The 17,187-nt window shown below is 52.9% G+C and carries 12 protein-coding genes; 9 read left to right on the forward strand and 3 right to left on the reverse strand.

From position 1 onward, the window contains the following. Nucleotides 1-129 precede the first annotated feature (129 nt). From BM258_RS01840 to BM258_RS01850, 3 genes are all read left to right on the forward strand, one after another. Nucleotides 130-2,331, forward strand: coding sequence for an anthranilate synthase (locus BM258_RS01840; protein ID WP_090068252.1), 2,202 nt, complete (start codon nucleotides 130-132; stop codon nucleotides 2,329-2,331). A 232-nt stretch (nucleotides 2,332-2,563) separates the two neighbouring features. Then, nucleotides 2,564-3,928, forward strand: coding sequence for an amidase (locus BM258_RS01845; RefSeq protein ID WP_175527872.1), 1,365 nt, complete (start codon nucleotides 2,564-2,566; stop codon nucleotides 3,926-3,928). Between the two features lie 521 nt (nucleotides 3,929-4,449). Continuing rightward, entirely contained in the window at nucleotides 4,450-4,899 is a 450-nt protein-coding gene (locus BM258_RS01850) for an Lrp/AsnC family transcriptional regulator (RefSeq protein ID WP_090068256.1), read from the forward strand. Nucleotides 4,900-5,218: 319 nt separating this feature from the next. Here BM258_RS01850 and BM258_RS01855 read toward each other — a convergent pair whose 3' ends face one another. Then, nucleotides 5,219-6,583 carry a GH1 family beta-glucosidase gene (locus tag BM258_RS01855; protein WP_090068258.1) on the reverse strand — a complete coding sequence of 455 codons (1,365 nt, stop codon included), beginning with the start codon at nucleotides 6,581-6,583 and terminating at the stop codon, nucleotides 5,219-5,221. Between the two features lie 79 nt (nucleotides 6,584-6,662). Further along, a complete protein-coding gene (locus tag BM258_RS01860) occupies nucleotides 6,663-7,685 on the reverse strand; it encodes a LacI family DNA-binding transcriptional regulator (protein ID WP_090068259.1) in 1,023 nt (340 codons plus the stop codon). Between the two features lie 392 nt (nucleotides 7,686-8,077). Between BM258_RS01860 and BM258_RS01865 the strand changes: the two genes are divergently transcribed. The 5 genes from BM258_RS01865 (at nucleotide 8,078) to BM258_RS01885 (ending at nucleotide 14,878) form a co-directional block, all read left to right on the forward strand. Beyond that, complete coding sequence (locus BM258_RS01865) at nucleotides 8,078-9,433, forward strand: ABC transporter substrate-binding protein (protein ID WP_090068261.1); 1,356 nt, start codon at nucleotides 8,078-8,080, stop codon at nucleotides 9,431-9,433. Nucleotides 9,434-9,836: 403 nt separating this feature from the next. Further along, entirely contained in the window at nucleotides 9,837-10,847 is a 1,011-nt protein-coding gene (locus tag BM258_RS01870) for a carbohydrate ABC transporter permease (protein WP_090068263.1), read from the forward strand. Nucleotides 10,848-10,849: 2 nt separating this feature from the next. Then, nucleotides 10,850-12,007, forward strand: coding sequence for a carbohydrate ABC transporter permease (locus tag BM258_RS01875; protein ID WP_090068265.1), 1,158 nt, complete (start codon nucleotides 10,850-10,852; stop codon nucleotides 12,005-12,007). A 62-nt stretch (nucleotides 12,008-12,069) separates the two neighbouring features. Continuing rightward, on the forward strand, nucleotides 12,070-13,713 hold the full coding sequence (bglA, locus tag BM258_RS01880) for a beta-galactosidase BglA (protein WP_090068267.1): 1,644 nt from the start codon (nucleotides 12,070-12,072) through the stop codon (nucleotides 13,711-13,713). 52 nt (nucleotides 13,714-13,765) lie between these two features. After that, nucleotides 13,766-14,878: an ABC transporter ATP-binding protein gene (locus tag BM258_RS01885; RefSeq protein ID WP_090068269.1), complete on the forward strand. Its 1,113-nt coding sequence runs from the start codon at nucleotides 13,766-13,768 to the stop codon at nucleotides 14,876-14,878. Between the two features lie 130 nt (nucleotides 14,879-15,008). Here the strand turns inward: BM258_RS01885 and BM258_RS01890 are convergent, their stop codons facing one another. Continuing rightward, nucleotides 15,009-16,337 carry an omega-aminotransferase AptA gene (locus tag BM258_RS01890; protein WP_090068271.1) on the reverse strand — a complete coding sequence of 443 codons (1,329 nt, stop codon included), beginning with the start codon at nucleotides 16,335-16,337 and terminating at the stop codon, nucleotides 15,009-15,011. A 213-nt stretch (nucleotides 16,338-16,550) separates the two neighbouring features. On the opposite strand from BM258_RS01890, the gene BM258_RS01895 reads away from it, so the two are divergent. Then, nucleotides 16,551-17,120, forward strand: coding sequence for a cupin domain-containing protein (locus BM258_RS01895; RefSeq protein WP_090068931.1), 570 nt, complete (start codon nucleotides 16,551-16,553; stop codon nucleotides 17,118-17,120). The last annotated feature ends 67 nt before the right edge of the window (nucleotides 17,121-17,187 follow it).

Here is a 17,187-nt window from a genome sequence, read left to right on the forward strand (position 1 = left end):
CGTCGGTTTTCCGGCGGCTTTTGTGTATCCGATTAGCTTTGCACAGGACCCGCCCGAAAGAAGGCGGAATGAGCAACCAACAGGTCGAGGTTTTGGCGACACGCAAGAGCCCTGACAGTGAGGAACAAGATGAGCAAAGAGACTTTATACCCTGGCAATGCCGATATCGATTTCATACCCGACGAAGATTATATAACCGAAGGCGGCATAGAGATTGTCCGCCAGGCTGGCCAGGATGATTTTGCAACGGCCATGAGCGCCTGCCTTGAACAACTGGACAGTCAGCGCGGCGCGGTGCTTTCATCAAACTATGAATATCCCGGACGCTACACCCGTTGGGAGCTTGGTTTTGTCAATCCACCGCTTGTTGTTACTGCGCGTGGCCGGACCATGGCCATCGAGGCGCTGAATGATCGTGGTGTGGTGCTTATTCCTGCCATTCACAAGCAACTCAAGGACCTCTTCATTCTCAAGAGCTATGAAGCCGATGACACGAGCATTCGTCTCGAAGTGAAGGAACCCGAAGGGTCTTTCACTGAAGAAGAACGAAGCCGCGTGCCGAGCGTCTTTTCTGTTGTGCGTGAGATCGTCGGCCTGTTCAAATCCGGGCAGGACAGCACATTGGGGCTTTATGGAGCCTTCGGCTATGACCTTGCCTTCCAGTTTGATGCAATCGAGCTTCAGCTTGAGCGCCCTGATGATCAACGCGACATGGTGCTCTATCTGCCAGACGAAATCATCGTCAACGACCTCTATGCGCAGGAAACCACCCGCTATCGCTATGACTTCGCCTATGAAGGCAACACAACCGAGGGCATGGAGCGCGTGCCCAATGTCGAGCCCTTCAAGCCATCGGATGTGACGCCCCCAGCGGGTGACCACAAAAAGGGTGAATATGCCGGCATCGTGCGTCAGGCTGTCGACTATTTCAAACGCGGTGATCTGTTTGAGTGTGTGCCCGGCCAGACTTTCTACGAGACGGTAAAAAGCAAGCCATCAGCCATCTCCAAGCGTCTGCAACAGGTCAACCCGTCTCCTTATGGCTTCTTCATCAACCTGGGCCAGCAGGAATATCTGATCGGCGCCAGCCCGGAAATGTTTGTCAAGGTCAGCAATGGCGACCTTGTCGAAACCTGCCCGATTTCCGGCACCATCAAGCGTGGTGCCGATCCGATTGAAGATAGCGCGCAGATCCTCAAGCTACTCAACTCCAAGAAGGACGAGAGCGAGCTGACCATGTGCTCCGACGTAGACCGCAACGACAAGAGCCGCGTTTGCATTCCCGGTTCTGTCCGCGTCAAAGGCCGTCGCCAGATTGAGCTATATTCGCGTCTGATTCACACGGTGGACCATATCGAAGGACGCCTGAGGGAAGGGCTCGACGCAATGGACGCCTTTTTGTCCCATGCATGGGCCGTAACCGTTACCGGTGCTCCCAAGCTGTGGGCTATGGAATTCATCGAGAAACACGAGAAATCTCCGCGTGCCTGGTATGGCGGCGCGATTGGCGCTATCGGCTTTGATGGCAATATGAACACCGGTCTGACTCTGCGGACCATTCGCATCAAGAATGGCATTGCTGAAGTGCGGGCAGGGGCAACACTGCTGTTTGATTCCGACCCGGAAGCAGAAGAAGCCGAAACTGAATTGAAAGCCTCCGCCCTGCGTGCAGCAGTGCGCGAAGCGGCCAATCCGGAAATTCTGGCGGAAAGTGCAGAGGTCAAAAAGCCGGGCGAGGGGCTCAAGATCCTTCTGGTCGACCATCAGGACAGCTTTGTTCATACCCTTGCGAACTATTTCCGCCAGACCGGCGCAGAAGTGCTCACCGTGCGGACGCCCGTTGCTGATGAAATCTTCGACAGGGTCAACCCTGATCTCATGGTCATGTCTCCGGGGCCGGGCTCGCCTGAGCATTTCAACACCAAGGCAACCATTGCCAAGGCGCGCGAGCGTGGCATTGCCATCTTTGGCGTTTGTTTGGGGCTGCAGGCGCTCGCAGAAGCCTTTGGTGGCTCTCTGAGACAGTTGGGCGTGCCTATGCATGGCAAACCCTCTCGCATTCGCCTGCAGAAGGGGCGCCTCTTCAAGGGGTTGCCAAAACAAGTGGTGGTTGGACGTTATCATTCACTCTTTGCCGATCCTGTAACACTGCCGAAAGACTTCGAAATTACGGCCGATACAGAGGATGGTGTGATCATGGCAATTGAACATACGTCCGAGCCGATCAGCGCAGTGCAGTTCCATCCAGAATCCATCATGACTCTTGGCGGAAAGGCCGGGATGACAATCATTGAAAATGTCATCGCAAGCGTTAAGGCCAAAAAGAAATAGATCTTGAATGGTCTGGCAAGGGGTGGGAGGTCTCTCACCCCTTTGATATATCCTATCCCAAAACTCTACGTCAGCACTCTCGCCAGCACCCCAGACAAGAGATGAGACAGAAATTTGTAACTGCTGCAGTTTTCGAAAATCTTGTTATACTGTTTCCCTACTAAATATTTTGATGGCAGCATCACATAGGGCTCCAATGCCCCAAAACCTTTGCGCAAATCGGAGCGAGATCATGGCTGTAATAGGAACAATCGCAGCGACCCGAAACGCTCTGATGAGCGGGAAAACCTCTTCTGTGGAATTGGTCAGCGAAGCTCTCGCCGAAATCGAGAATGATGCAGGAGAGGGGCACGCGATCTTCGTTCGCACCTTTAAGAATACCGCTATCACGCAGGCCGCAGCGTGCGATGCCATGCGCAAGATGGGCGTGCCACAAGGGCCTCTGGCGGGCATTCCGATTTCTGTCAAGGATCTCTTCGATGTAGAAGGTGCACCAACAACCGCGGGGTCGGCAGTGCTTGCGGAAATGGCAGAACCAGCCCGGCGTGATGCGATTGTCATTGAACGTTTGAGAGCTGCTGGTGCCATCTTTCTGGGTCATACCAATATGACCGAGTTTGCCTATTCAGGTCTGGGTCTCAATCCGCATTTTGGCACTCCGCTCAATGTATGGGACAAAGAAGTGGGGCGCGTGCCCGGGGGCTCCTCGTCGGGCGCTGCGCTATCTGTTGCGAACAATATGGCGGTCGCGGCCATCGGCAGTGATACCGGTGGCTCTGTGCGCATACCATCCGCTTTCAACCGTCTGTATGGCTTCAAGCCAACCACCGGCAGGCAGCCGATGACAGGAGTCTTTCCCCTGTCTTCTTCGCTCGACACGGTAGGACCGCTCGCTCGATCCATGAATTGCTGCCGCATCATTGACCATGTCATGGCCGGGGCCCCTGTCCCGGAGCCAAACTTGCGCTCGATGGTCGGGTTGCGGTTCGGTATTCTGGAGACCATCGCTCTGGACGGGCTGGACATGGAAGTTGCTGGTGCCTTTGTGCGGGCACTAGAAGCGCTTTCAAAAGGCGGAGCACGGCTGGAGCGGATAAAAATAGACGCCCTCGAGAATTTTCACGAGATTGCCCGATTGGGTAGTCTGGCCGGTCCGGAAGCCTATCATCTCCATCGTGATCTCATCGCCGCTAAAGGTGACCAAATGGATCCTCGCGTAAGGATCCGTATAGAAAACGGTGCGAACATTTCTGCGTCAGACTATATCGAAATGCTGACTCTGCAAAAGGAGATGATTGAGAAGGCACATCTGGAGACGCGCAATTACGATGTCATTCTCATGCCAACGGTGGCAATGGTGCCACCTGAACTTGCCCCGCTTGAGGAGTCCGATGCCCTTTACGCCGAGGCCAATGTCAAAGTATTGCGGAATACCGCGCTGGTGAATGTTCTTGGCCGGCCAGCGGCAACCATTCCCGTTGGCGATGCCGATGCAGCCCCTGTCGGGCTCATGATTGTGGGCGAAAAAGGTGCTGATGCCATGGTTTTGGATATCGCTGAGTCCATTGATCTCTGCGTCAATTCGGTTTCTTCCTGATTCATCGATTGGCTACACGCCAAGGTAAAATGCATTAATTTGAAATATGAAGAAATTCGTATAAAAAGCGCGAATAAAAGTTCGTTTTTATACAAATAAATTTTTGCTCTGAGATTGGCGTTTTCCTGCATGTTTCCCCGTCTGGTAGGATAGCGCACAGTAAAATCAGGATAAATTCGTTCGTCGATGGTTTTTTGCCGTAAGATTCATTGAAATATACAGGGATGTACAAAATTAATTTTGAGATCTACCTTGTGGTGTAAACGTTTTCCAATATCCACAGATATGTAGGTCTGCAGCGATTGAAATATTTTACTCATCGGACCGTATTTTGCGTTTTTTTCGCGTAGAATCAGAGTCTTCTGCGAAATTTCATTGTTACTTTTGCGTATATTCCTTGTTTGGTAGTGATTTGTCTAAAAGTGTACATATCCAAAAGTCTTAAAGGTCACTCTGTATCTATTGATCCAAATAGGTAAATTCTATACCGATAGTTTTAAATTCACTATGTGAGCATCCCCATGATGGACGAAACCGATAGAAGGCTGTTGGCGCTCCTTCAGAAGGATGGCCGAAGGGCAAGCGCTGATCTTGCGAAAGTGATCGGGTTGTCGGTCTCCGCGACCAATGATCGGGTTCGCAAGCTTATCGATTCCGGCGCAGTCAGGTCGATAGAGGCCATTGTTGAACCATCGACGGTTGGCTTTGGCGTCACTGCTTTCATATATGTGGATTTGGACTACGGATGTAGTGAAGAAGAGTTTGTTTCTGAAGTGACCGCAATCGATAAGGTGCTCGAGGTTCATCACGTGACAGGAACGCATTCCTATCTGCTTAAGGTGCGCGAACGCACAAATCAGGAGCTGAATGCATTCATGGCGACCCAGTTGAAACGGTTGCCGGGCGTGAAAAGAACCGAGACGCTGATTTCATTGGAGACACTGAAAGAGACGTTGAGTTTGCCCTTCTAGGGGTTGCGTTTTTTTGATGCGGCAATAGTACCCTGGAATGTGGCAAATCGAGCGGACAGAGAATGATAGCGACCAGTCCCCCACACGAAGTGTCGCGGCTATAAAAGCAACATTCTCTGTACGTGGGCCTTCGGGCCACTGCGGGTCTTTTGATCTGCATTTGGTCGTCGTTGTCCCCCGCAACGACGACCATTCTCGCAGTCGCGCATCCCCCAATGCGCAATTGCATTGCGCTCTGCGCAAGGTTTGAGGCAGCCTCTAGTGGCTGCCTCTTTTTTTATTGTCAGTCTAAAATTGGTTATCCGCCTGACTTGGCGGCTCAGGACTTGTCAAGCATCGCTTGCAGCGCATGATAGGAGGCTTTCGGGGTACGCTTGTAGCTGTCGAAATCGACATGAACGAGTCCGAAGCGCTTGTCATATCCCAATGCCCATTCAAAATTGTCCATCAAGGACCATACGAAGTAAGCCTTGAGCGGCACACCATTTTCAATTGCACTGAGTGCCTGCTTGAAATGGGCATCCAGAAAGGCGATGCGCTCCTGGTCGTCAACAGATCCATTCACCAGCTTATCATTGTTGGCCATGCCATTTTCCGTAATGGCCAGAGGCAGATCGCCCGTATAGGTGTCCTTGATCCAATTGAGAAGATAGCCGAGACCTTCCGGATAGACTTCCCAGTCCATCTCTGTGCGCGGAAGAGGGCCCTTGTTGCCAATCATCTCTGGCAGGCCGGCGTCGTCTTCAGTCTCTCCGGCAGAGACGAGATTACGCGTATAATAGTTGATGCCGAGCCAATCGAGCGGTGCCTTGATGGATTCCATATCCTGCTGCCAGCCTTCTGGCAGGTGCGGTTCGAGATAGGCCAGCACATCGTCGGGATAGGCTCCCTTGAACAGGCCTCCAAGGAACCAGCGATTATATATGCCTTCGGTCAGTTTGGCCGCCGTTTTGGAGGCGTGGCTTTCGTCAAACGGGCTGACATGCTCAAAGTTGAGAACGATGCCCAGATCCTTCTGCCCCAGAGCACGTAAAGCGGCGAGGGCCTTGCCATGGGCAACGGGTACAAGATGGGCTGCCCGGCTGACTGCACGTATGTCGCGTAGTCCGGGAGCATGGGCACCATGAAAGTGGCTATACCAAGTGACGCACCAGGGCTCATTGAAGGTAACCACGCTGGAGAGCCGGTCGCCGAGGCGTTTGACCACGATTTCGGCATAGTCGGCAAATAGGTCGGTTACATCCCTGTTACGCCAGCCGCCAATGTCGGAAAGCGCATTAGGTAGCTCCCAGTGATACAGCGTCAAGTTTGGCTGAAGACCGCGTTCAAGCATGCCGTCCACCAGCTTGTCATAAAAATCGAGCCCTTCCTCATTCACCTGCCCACGGCCTTCCGGGAGAATGCGGGCCCAAGAGGTGGAGAAGCGGTAGGCTGAAACGCCCAGTTGCTGCATCAGGTCCAGATCACCGTCCCAGCGGTGATAATGGTCGCACGCCTTTGAGCCATTTTCATAGCGGACAACATTGCCCGGAGCTGCGGCGAAGCTGTCCCAATGGCAGGGGCCGCAGCTACCAAAGGCGCTGCCTTCAATCTGATAGGCCGAGGTGGAGGTGCCGAAGGTGAAGTCTTCGGGAAAGTCAGACCGTTTGACAGTAAAATGCGGCTGTCTTGGTAATGCTGGCATGAAGAAATCCCATAAGGTTGCTTGAGCCGGGGAGCGGGCTCATCAGGTAAAAGCGGTGTGGTTGTTAGGTGCACTTCTGTCAGACGCGGCGCGGGCCGGTGGATTGACCTACCACCAGATCCGTTTCCCAGAGTTCCTGCACCGGTGGCTTGTCCGGATTGTCAATCTGGTCGAGAAGAATCTCGGCCAATCGTCGTCCGGCATTCATGATGGAAGACCGTACCGACGTGAATAGAGGCACACCGGGATATTGCAGGAAGGACAGCTCATCGTCAAAAGTGACGACGGAGAGATCCTTGCCAATCTGCAGGCCGCATTCCTGAGCCGCACGCACAACGCCGAGCGCAGTCAGAACTGAAGAGGTGACGAGACCTGTAGGAGCATTTTCCCTTTGGAGCAGAGACTTGGTGACGTCGTATCCATAAGGCTCGATCATGTCGGAAGAGAAAATGAGGCCAGAGTCCACCTCAATGCCACGCTGGGTGAGAGCGGCTTCATAGCCAAGCCGTCTGCGATAGGCAAAATCCATCTCTTCAATACCATTGAGCAGAGCAATCCGCTCATGGCCGAGATCGAGCAGGAAGTTGGTCGCGCGTTTGAAGCTGCTACGGTTGTTCACATCGAGCCAGGAATAGTCGATATTGCTTTCTTCGGTGCGGCCATGCACCACGAAGGGTAATTGGAGACTTTGCAATAGCCCGATGCGCGGGTCTTCTTTATATGGGCCGTGGACGATAACGCCATCCACGCGCTTGGAGCGTGCCAGCTCGCGATAGCATTTTTCCTGCTCATCATAAGGCACAACAGAAATCAGCATTTCAAAGCCAAACTTGGCGTAGGTTGATCCCGCGCCGGCGATAAAGTCGGAGAAATGCGGGTTGATCATGGAATGCTGCGGGCTTTGGGGCACGACATGTGCGACTGCATGGGACTTGCCCATGGCAAGGCGCTTGGCCGAGTAGGAGGGATGATAATTATATTTACGAGCCGCTTCGATGACGCGCGCACGCGTTTTCTCTCCAACCTCGGGATACCCGTTAAGGGCCCGACTGACCGTGGTTTGAGACAGGTTTAGTTTGTTGGAAAGTTCCTTAAGATTCACAGTCGTCACCTCGAACTCAAGCTACCTACAGTCGATAGTATGAGCTTATTCAACTTTATGCGCTTGCCCAGCCTGTGCTACGATAGGCCGAGGCTGGTCCTCCGCAAGCCAAAGCCCTTTGAAAATTTGACAGCATCTTAGGCACAAACCGGTTGAAACCGCAATCCTGTTGTCAAACATTGCGGCATTTTTTACAATCACATGCCCAAAGAGCACGCTTGAAAGTGTAGAAAAACCGCCGGATTTTACCGGTTTGCATTAAATTCATCCTTGACTCTTGTATGCAACCAAAGCATGCTCAGCTCATTCAAAGCGCTTTGGATAAAGCGCAACTTTTGTTTAATAACGATAGGGTGTCGTGTGCGAAGTCGGCATTCTTGGGAGGTTCGCAAATGTTGAAAAAACTTATGCTCGGTGCAGCCCTTGCCGCTCTCTCTGTTGGGAGCCTTCAGGCCGCAGAGCTGAAATTCAAGCCAGGGGAAGACGCGAAGTTCAACTGGGCTTCTTATGAGGAATTCAAAAAGAATGTAGACCTGAGCGGCGAATCCATGACCATTTCCGGTCCGTGGCTCGGTGTCGACAAAGACCTTTTCATGAGCGTCGTTGCTTATTTTGAAGAAGCAACTGGCGTTAAAGTGCAGTATGCTGGCTCAGACTCTTTCGAGCAGCAGATCGTGATTGACACGGGCGCTGGCTCTGCACCAAACGTTGCAGTTTTTCCGCAGCCCGGTCTGGCCGCTGATCTCGCAAGCAAAGGCTATCTGACTCCGCTTGGTGATGAAACGCGCGACTGGCTTGCTGAGAATTACGCAGCTGGTGAATCCTGGGTTGATCTGGGTAGCTACCAAGATAAAGACGGCGAATCCAAATTCTTTGCTTTCCCATACAAGGCCGACGTGAAATCACTGGTCTGGTATATCCCTGAAAACTTCGATGATGCTGGCTACGAAGTGCCGGAGACCATGGAAGACCTCAAGGCGCTGACAGAACAAATCGTGGAAGATGGTGGCACTCCGTGGTGCATCGGTCTTGGTTCTGGCGCTGCGACCGGTTGGCCTGCAACCGACTGGGTGGAAGACCTGATGCTGCGCACCGCTAGCCCGACCACCTACGACAAATGGGTCTCCAACGACATTCCGTTTGATGATCCTGCTGTCGTCAATGCCATTGAAGAATTTGGCTGGTTCGCTCGCAATGATGATTTCGTTGATGGTGGAGCAGGGGCCGTTGCTACGACCGACTTCCGCGATAGCCCGAAAGGTCTCTTTGCTTCCCCGCCGAAATGCTACATGCATAAACAGGCTTCCTTCATTCCTTCCTTCTTCCCTGAAGGGACGCAGTTGGGTGTCGATGCCGACTTCTTCTACTTCCCGGCCTATTCTGACAAGGATCTGGGGACACCGGTGCTCGGTGCTGGCACGATGTTCGCCATCACCAAGGACTCCAAAGCAGCTGAAGCGTTCATCGATTTCCTGAAAACGCCAATCGCGCACGAAATCTGGATGGCTCAGTCCGGTCTGTTGACCGCATTTAAAGGTGTTAATCTCGATGCCTATGCCAACGACTCCATGCACAAACAGGGTGAGATTTTGCTCAACGCAACGACCTTCCGCTTTGATGCATCTGATCTGATGCCAGGTAAAATCGGCGCTGGTTCCTTCTGGACCGGTATGGTCGATTACACCGGTGGTAAAGACGCCAAAGAGGTTGCCGGAGAAATCCAGAAATCCTGGGATGCTCTGAAATAAGTGTGCAGAGACATCTTCCATCAACACGCCGGTTCCCGTTTTTCGGGGGCCGGTAAACTATAGGCGATCGTTCCTGTTTCATTTGCCGAGTGCTGTGAAAGGTCGATCGTGACTTAAATCGAATTCTAAAATGCTTCGATCAGGCTAAGTCAGGCCTTAAGGAGAATGTCTGGGGCCTCGCTTCATGTGGCAATCGCGTTTCGGAACCTTTTGCGGTTTCAAGACGTTGTCCCGAAGAGTGGCTGTTCTAGCCGTCTTGTTGACGTTTCCAAGCAAATATCGGCAAGGGTCGTGAAACTCAAACCAAAGAACCGGGGAATGGTAGCCTCCACGCAGACGGGCGCAACGATCCGTACGTACCTTCTATCAATTTCCGGGCAATATTAAGGTGGAGCGTGACTAAATGGAGCAATTAGCATCGGCACTGGGGACCGTTATCGTCGGGGTCCTTGCGTGCGTGGCGTATTTTTATGGCTCGAACTGGCTCCTGGATCGTGTCTTTCCAGCAAATGCGGCGTCTGCCGAAAAGGGCATCAAGAATCTGCAGATTGCACATGCAGTCCGTCCATGGCTGTTTCTTGGTCCGGCACTGCTGACATTGGGCCTTTATCTTGTCTATCCCGCCCTCGATTCTGTGCGACTGTCCTTTTACAATAGCGACAGCACCCAGTTTGTCGGTTTGGACAATTATGTGTGGCTGTGGTTTGACGACGGGTTCCGTCAGTCCATGTTCAACAACATGCTCTGGCTTATTTTTGTGCCGGCCATGTCGACTTTCTTCGGCCTTGTGATCGCGGCGCTGACCGACCGGATCTGGTGGGGCAATATCGCCAAGTCACTGATCTTCATGCCAATGGCCATTTCCTTCATCGGCGCGTCTATCATCTGGAAATTCGTCTACGAATATCGCGGTGAAGGCTCCGCCCAGATTGGTATTCTCAACGCCATTGTTGAGGCCTTGGGGGGCGATCCTCAGGCGTGGATCACAATTCCCTTCTGGAACAACTTCTTCCTGATGATCATTCTAGTCTGGATTCAGACCGGCTTTGCCATGGTCATCCTGTCTGCGGCCCTGCGCGGCATCCCAGAAGAAACGATCGAAGCAGCAACGATTGATGGCGCCAATGGCGTGCAGATCTTTTTCCTGATCATGGTCCCTCAGATCTGGAAAACAATCGCCGTTGTCTGGACGACCATCACAATCACCGTGCTCAAGGTCTTCGATATCGTGTTCGCGATGACAAACGGGCAATGGGATACGCAGGTGCTCGCCAACTATATGTATGACTGGATGTTCCGCGGTGGCGGCGATTTCGGTCGCGGTGCCACAATCGCAGTCATCATCATGTTGCTCGTCGTTCCGATCATGATCTGGAACATTCGTTCAGCTACTAGAGATTCCAAAGGGCACTAGAAATGATCTCAGGATCCAAAACAAAATCGCCCTTGATGTGGGTAGTTCATCTGTCCGTCCTCATGCTGGTTCTTCTATGGACCTTACCGACAATCGGCCTTTTCGTTTCCTCTATCAGGGACAAGGACCAATTGGCGGTTTCTGGCTGGTGGACAGCGCTATTTTCTTCCGAACAGAATGTGATAGGACGGTCCGTTGACCCTGAAGATCAGGTGTTCAAGGATGGCCTTTATGTTCTGCAAGGCAATGTCCTTGAGCAGGATGGAAACTCGGGCACGATCAAGGCCTTTGGCTGGCGTGCTCAGGAGCCTGCTGCGTTCAAGGTCGGTGAAACGGCTGACATGCGACGGGATCGCAAGATGACCGTTGAAAGTGATGGCAGCTATACCATCACTCAGCCGGAGGAATGGACCGGAAAACGTGGTAAGCGCATTTTCTACACCATCGAGACTCCTCCCATTTTTACACTCGATAACTATCGAGAGGTTCTGACAGCCGAGGGGATTGGCCAATCCTTTGTCAACTCCTTGACGGTGACCATTCCTTCTACGGTCATCCCGATCCTGATCGCCGCTTTTGCTTCTTATGCTTTGGCATGGATGCATTTTCCCGGTCGAGCGGTGTTGATCGCGGTGGTTGTCGGCTTACTTGTCGTCCCTCTCCAGATGTCGCTCATACCATTGTTGCGGCTCTATAACGGTGTAGGATCATTCTTCGGCGTTCCCGCAAAGACATATCTGGGCATATGGCTAGCGCATACAGGCTTCGGCTTGCCCTTAGCGGTCTATCTGTTGCGCAACTATATCTCGGAATTGCCAAGAGAAATCATCGAGTCAGCCCGTGTCGACGGAGCCAGCCATTTTGACATTTTTGTCAAGATCATTCTGCCTCTGTCCTTCCCGGCGCTCGCCTCCTTTGCGATCTTCCAGTTCTTGTGGGTCTGGAACGATTTGCTCGTGGCCATGGTGTTCCTTGGCAACACGGAGGATCAGTTGGTGCTGACTGGACGCCTGCGCGAAATGCTGGGCTCCCGCGGCGGCAACTGGGAAATTCTCACGGCATCCGCTTTCATAACGATCATCGTTCCACTCGGCGTCTTCTTTACGTTGCAGCGCTATCTGGTGCGTGGTCTGCTGGCCGGTTCGGTCAAGGGCGGTTAAGTCGGAACCATAAAGCCGACTTTCCCAAACAGTGACATACAAGCAATTGAACTGGAAATTCTATGATTGGAAAAGAAATTGACAAGGACTGGTGGCGTGGTGGTGTGATCTATCAGATCTATCCCCGGTCCTATCAGGATACCAATGGAGACGGTGTGGGTGATCTGAACGGGATTACCAGCCGCTTGCCTTACATCGCCTCTCTGGGCGTGGACGCAATCTGGATCTCTCCATTCTTCACATCGCCAATGCTCGACTTCGGCTACGATGTCTCGGACTATTGCGATGTTGACCCAATGTTCGGGAATCTGGCCGATTTCGACAAACTGATTTCTGCGGCTCACTATCTGGGGCTCAAGGTCATGATCGACCTTGTGCTGTCCCATACCTCTGACCAGCATCCGTGGTTTGTGGAAAGTCGGCGCGACCAGACCAACCACAAATCAGACTGGTATGTCTGGGCGGATGCCAAGCCCGATGGAACCGTACCCAACAACTGGCTCTCCATCTTCGGTGGGTCTTCATGGCAATGGGATAGTCGCCGCAAACAATATTATCTGCATAACTTCCTCAAGTCGCAGCCAGATTTGAACTTCCACAATCCGGACGTTCAGGATGCTTTGCTTGATGTTACCCGCTTCTGGCTGGATCGCGGTGTTGACGGTTTCCGCCTGGATACGATCAACTTCTATTTCCATAGTCAGACGCTGAGGGACAACCCGGCTCTGCCTCCGGAATTGCAGAACTATAATACAGCGCCAAGCGTCAACCCCTATACTTATCAGTCTCACCTCTATGACAAGAGCCAACCGGAGAATCTGGAATTCTTGAAGCGGTTCCGGGCCTTGCTGGACGAATATCCGGCAGCTGCGGCCGTGGGTGAAGTGGGGGATGACGAGCGCGGTCTGGAAATTCTGGCTGATTATACGTCCGGTGGCGACAAGATGCATATGTGCTACGCCTTCGACTTTCTCGGACCTGATGCACCAACACCGCAGAATGTCTACAAGGCATTCACGTCGCTGCAATCCGAAGCTCCAGATGCTTGGGCCTGCTGGGCTTTCTCCAACCATGATGTCGTGCGCTATTGCACCCGTTGGCCGGTGAAGCCCGACTTGCAAGATACCGTCAACCGTCAGCGCATTGCGCTTCTGCTCTCGTTGCGAGGGTCTGTTTGCCTCTATCAGGGCGAAGAACTCGGGCTGCAGGAAGCTGATGTGCCATATGAGGAATTGCAGGACCCTTACGGCATCGAATTCTGGCCGGACTTCAAGGGCCGCGATGGATGTCGCACGCCGATGGTCTGGGAGTATGAGCATACCAACGCTGGTTTCTCTGAATCCAAACCATGGTTGCCGATCCCAGAAGATCATGCTGCCACGACCGTCGATATTGAAGAACAGAACGAAACATCGCTACTCAATCATTATCGCGACATGCTGGCCTTCAGGAAACTCCATCCTGCCTTGTCAAAAGGGGCCATTCATTTCGTGACGAATGACGAAGAGGGGGATGTGCTGATCTTTATTCGCGAAAGTGAAGAAGAACGTCTCCTTTGTGTCTTCAACCTTGTTGCTGAAGAGCGCGAAGTGCCGTTTGATTTCGAAAATGTCGAGGCACTTGAAGTCGCCGGCTTTGAAAGCTTCATGATGGATAACTCCCTGCATCTGCCCGCTTATGGTGCTTATTTCGGGGTAATGAAGTGATGATGAAAAGTTTGCATGTAAGAGCAAGTAACTTGTTTCTCGGGAGGGCAGGATGGCAAGCCTGAAGCTTACAGATATCGAAAAGGCCTATGGCGTCACCAAGGTCCTCAAGAATATCAATCTGGAAATCGAGCAAGGCGAGTTCATCGTCTTCGTTGGGCCTTCTGGCTGTGGTAAATCCACCCTTCTACGCATGATAGCGGGGCTGGAGAGCATCACCGGCGGCGATTTGCAGATTGACGGACAGCGCATGAACGAAGTGCCACCGTCCAAGCGCGGCATTGCCATGGTGTTCCAGACATATGCGCTCTATCCGCATATGACGGTTTATGACAATATGGCCTTCGGCATGAAGATCGCCAAAGCTTCCAAGGAAGAGATCCATGAGCGGGTCTCCAAGGCAGCAGACATTCTGCAGTTGACCCCGTTTCTGGAGCGTCTGCCCAAGGCGCTTTCTGGTGGCCAGCGCCAGCGTGTTGCTATTGGTCGCGCCATTGTGCGTGATCCCAAGGTCTTCCTGTTCGATGAACCTCTGTCCAACCTCGATGCTGCCTTGCGTGTCGCAACCCGCATCGAGATCGCTCAGCTCAACGAGAGCATGCCGGACACCACGATGATTTATGTGACCCACGACCAGGTGGAAGCCATGACGTTGGCGGATCGCATTGTCGTGCTTTCCACGCGCGGTATCATTGAGCAGTGTGGGGCGCCCATGGAGCTCTATGAAAACCCGAAGAATGTTTTCGTGGCGCGCTTCATCGGCTCTCCGGCCATGAATGTCTATGACTGTAAGGTCATGGAAACCGGCGAGAAAACCCGTGTCGCCTTCGAAGAGGGCGGGCATAGCTTTACGGTGAACGTGCCCAGCACACCAGATCAAAAAGGCAAGCCAGCCAAATTCGGCGTTCGTCCTGAAGATCTGCGTCTCTGTGAAGATGGCGATGAGCCACTTTACAAATGCGAAGTGCGCATCGTTGAAAAACTCGGTGAAGTGACCTTGCTCTATCTGGAACCACCGCATGAAGGGGAAGAAGCCCTGATTGCCAAGATTCCGGGCACCCATGACTTCAAGCGGGGCGAAATGGTAACCCTGACCGCAGACGACGAAAAACGCCATCTCTTCAATGAAGAGGAAATTTCCTTCCGTTGGATTGGCAAGGAATAGACTTCGGTCTTCGATTGAGAAGAGTAATGCAAAGGCCTTCATGCAATCGCATGGAGGCCTTTGCTGTATCAGCGTTGGATAATAAAAAGGCCAGCAGAAGAGTTTGCTGGCCTTGGGTTTCTGCTGTGGCTTATTCGATTTCCGCGATGACCTCTGCCACAACACTGAAGAGCTGATCAATATGGCTCTTCTCGACGATGAGCGGTGGTGAGAGCGCGATGATGTCGCCGGTGACACGGATCATGGCACCTTTCTCCCAGGCTTTGATCATGGCTTCCATGCCACGAGAACCCGGTGCGCCTGCGCGTGGTGCAAGCTCAATACCGGCCACAAGCCCGAGGTTGCGCAAGTCGATGACATTGCGTCCGCCCTTAAGGCTATGCACCGCATCTTCCCAGTAGGAAGAGAGAGCGGCGGCATTCTCGAATAAGCCTTCTTCGGCATAGGTATCAAGTGTCGCAAGGCCTGCAGCAGCAGCCATCGGATGACCCGAATAGGTATAGCCGTGGAACAGCTCGATGGCCGCATCGGCATGGTCCATGGCGGACTGATAGATCTCGTTAGAGACGATTACGGCCCCAGCAGGGATGACGGCGTTGGTCAGGCCCTTTGCGGTGGTGATGATATCCGGGGTGACACCGAAATATTCCGAAGCGCTCGCCTTGCCCAGACGGCCATAGCCGGTGATGACCTCATCAAAGATCAACAGGATACCATATTGGGTGCAGATCTCGCGCAGACGCTGCAGATAGCCCTTGGGCGGCATCAATACGCCCGTAGAACCAGCCATAGGCTCGACGATGACGGCGGCGATGGTTGAGGGATCATGCAGGGCGATGATGTCAAGCAGCGCATTGGCTTTCTCGATGCCGCCATGTTCCGGGCAGCCGCGCGAGAAGGCATTCTTGGCAATGTCATGGGTATGAGGCAGATGGTCAACGCCCGTCAGCAGGGAGCCGAAATGCATGCGGTTCTTTGAGATGCCACCAACAGAGATGCCACCAAAGCCAGTGCCGTGATAGCCGCGCTCACGACCGATCAGACGGGTGCGTGCTGCGTCGCCTCGGGCACGATGATAGTGCAGGGCGATCTTGAGGGCTGTATCAACTGATTCCGAGCCAGAGTTGGTAAAGAACACATGATCCATACCTTCAGGGAATAGATCGGCCACGCGAGAGGCGAATTCAAAGGCTTTGGGATGACCAAACTGGAAGTTCGGCGCATAGTCCATCTCGGCGACTTGCTGCTGCACTGCTTTGACAATCCGCGGCGCATTATGGCCCGCATTCACACACCATAGCCCGGCGGTGCCGTCCAGAATATCGCGTCCGTCTGCACTCTTGTAGAACATGCCGTCGGCAGAAACCACCATGCGCGGATCTTCCTTGAAGCCGCGATTGTGCGTGAAAGGCATCCAGAAACTGGATAAATCATTTGGCATTTTGCTTTGGTTGTTCATCTGGACCTCATTGGGAAAGTGATTTTGTTATCGGGCAAGTGTGCTGTGCCAGTGCAAAATGAACAAGTCTTTATTTTTGTATCCATAACTTATTGAAAATACGTACGCCGATAGTAAAGTGTTTGGAATATTGAACAGCTGAACGGGTGTGCTTAGCGCCAGAAGAGGAATAAAATGGTTGAGCCCCATTTGCCTCATACCGATTTGCCGCAAATGGGCGAAACCGAAGAGGATGTCGGCGCTGATATCGGCGAGCGCTTGCGTCAGGTCCGATTGGCTTACGGCCTCTCCCAAAGAGCGCTGGCCAAGAAAACAGGCGTTGCCAATGCCACCATATCACAAATCGAAAGTGGGCAGTCCAACCCTTCCGTCGGCGCGCTCAAGCGGATACTGGATGGCGTGGATATGGATCTAGCCCGTTTTTTCTCGTTCGAGCTCAGCGCAGAAGGGCGATATTTCTATAAGTCGAGTGATTTGAAGGAGATCGGGCGCGGTAAGTTGTCTTTTCGACTTGTCGGCGCAGACAGGCCAGAGAAGAGCATTCAGATGCTCCATGAACGCCTCATGCCTGGGGCGGACACTGGCCGTGTCGCTCTTAGCCACAAGGGCGAGGAATGCGGTATCGTACTTTCAGGAAGCCTTGAGGTAACGGTGGGTGACGAACGCCAGATCTTGCGACCCGGTGATGCGTGGTATTTCGAAAGCGCTCTGCCTCATCGTTTCCGCAACACGGGAGCAGAACCCTGTGTCTGTATAAGCGCCTGTTCACCGCCGACCTTCTGAAAGGGTTTTAATCTCGCTAAGCTTGCGGATTGAGGATGCAAAAACGGCGGGAGGTTAACGCCTGCGC

Origin of the sequence: Cohaesibacter marisflavi (assembly GCF_900115225.1) — a bacterium.
Lineage (GTDB): Bacteria > Pseudomonadota > Alphaproteobacteria > Rhizobiales > Cohaesibacteraceae > Cohaesibacter > Cohaesibacter marisflavi.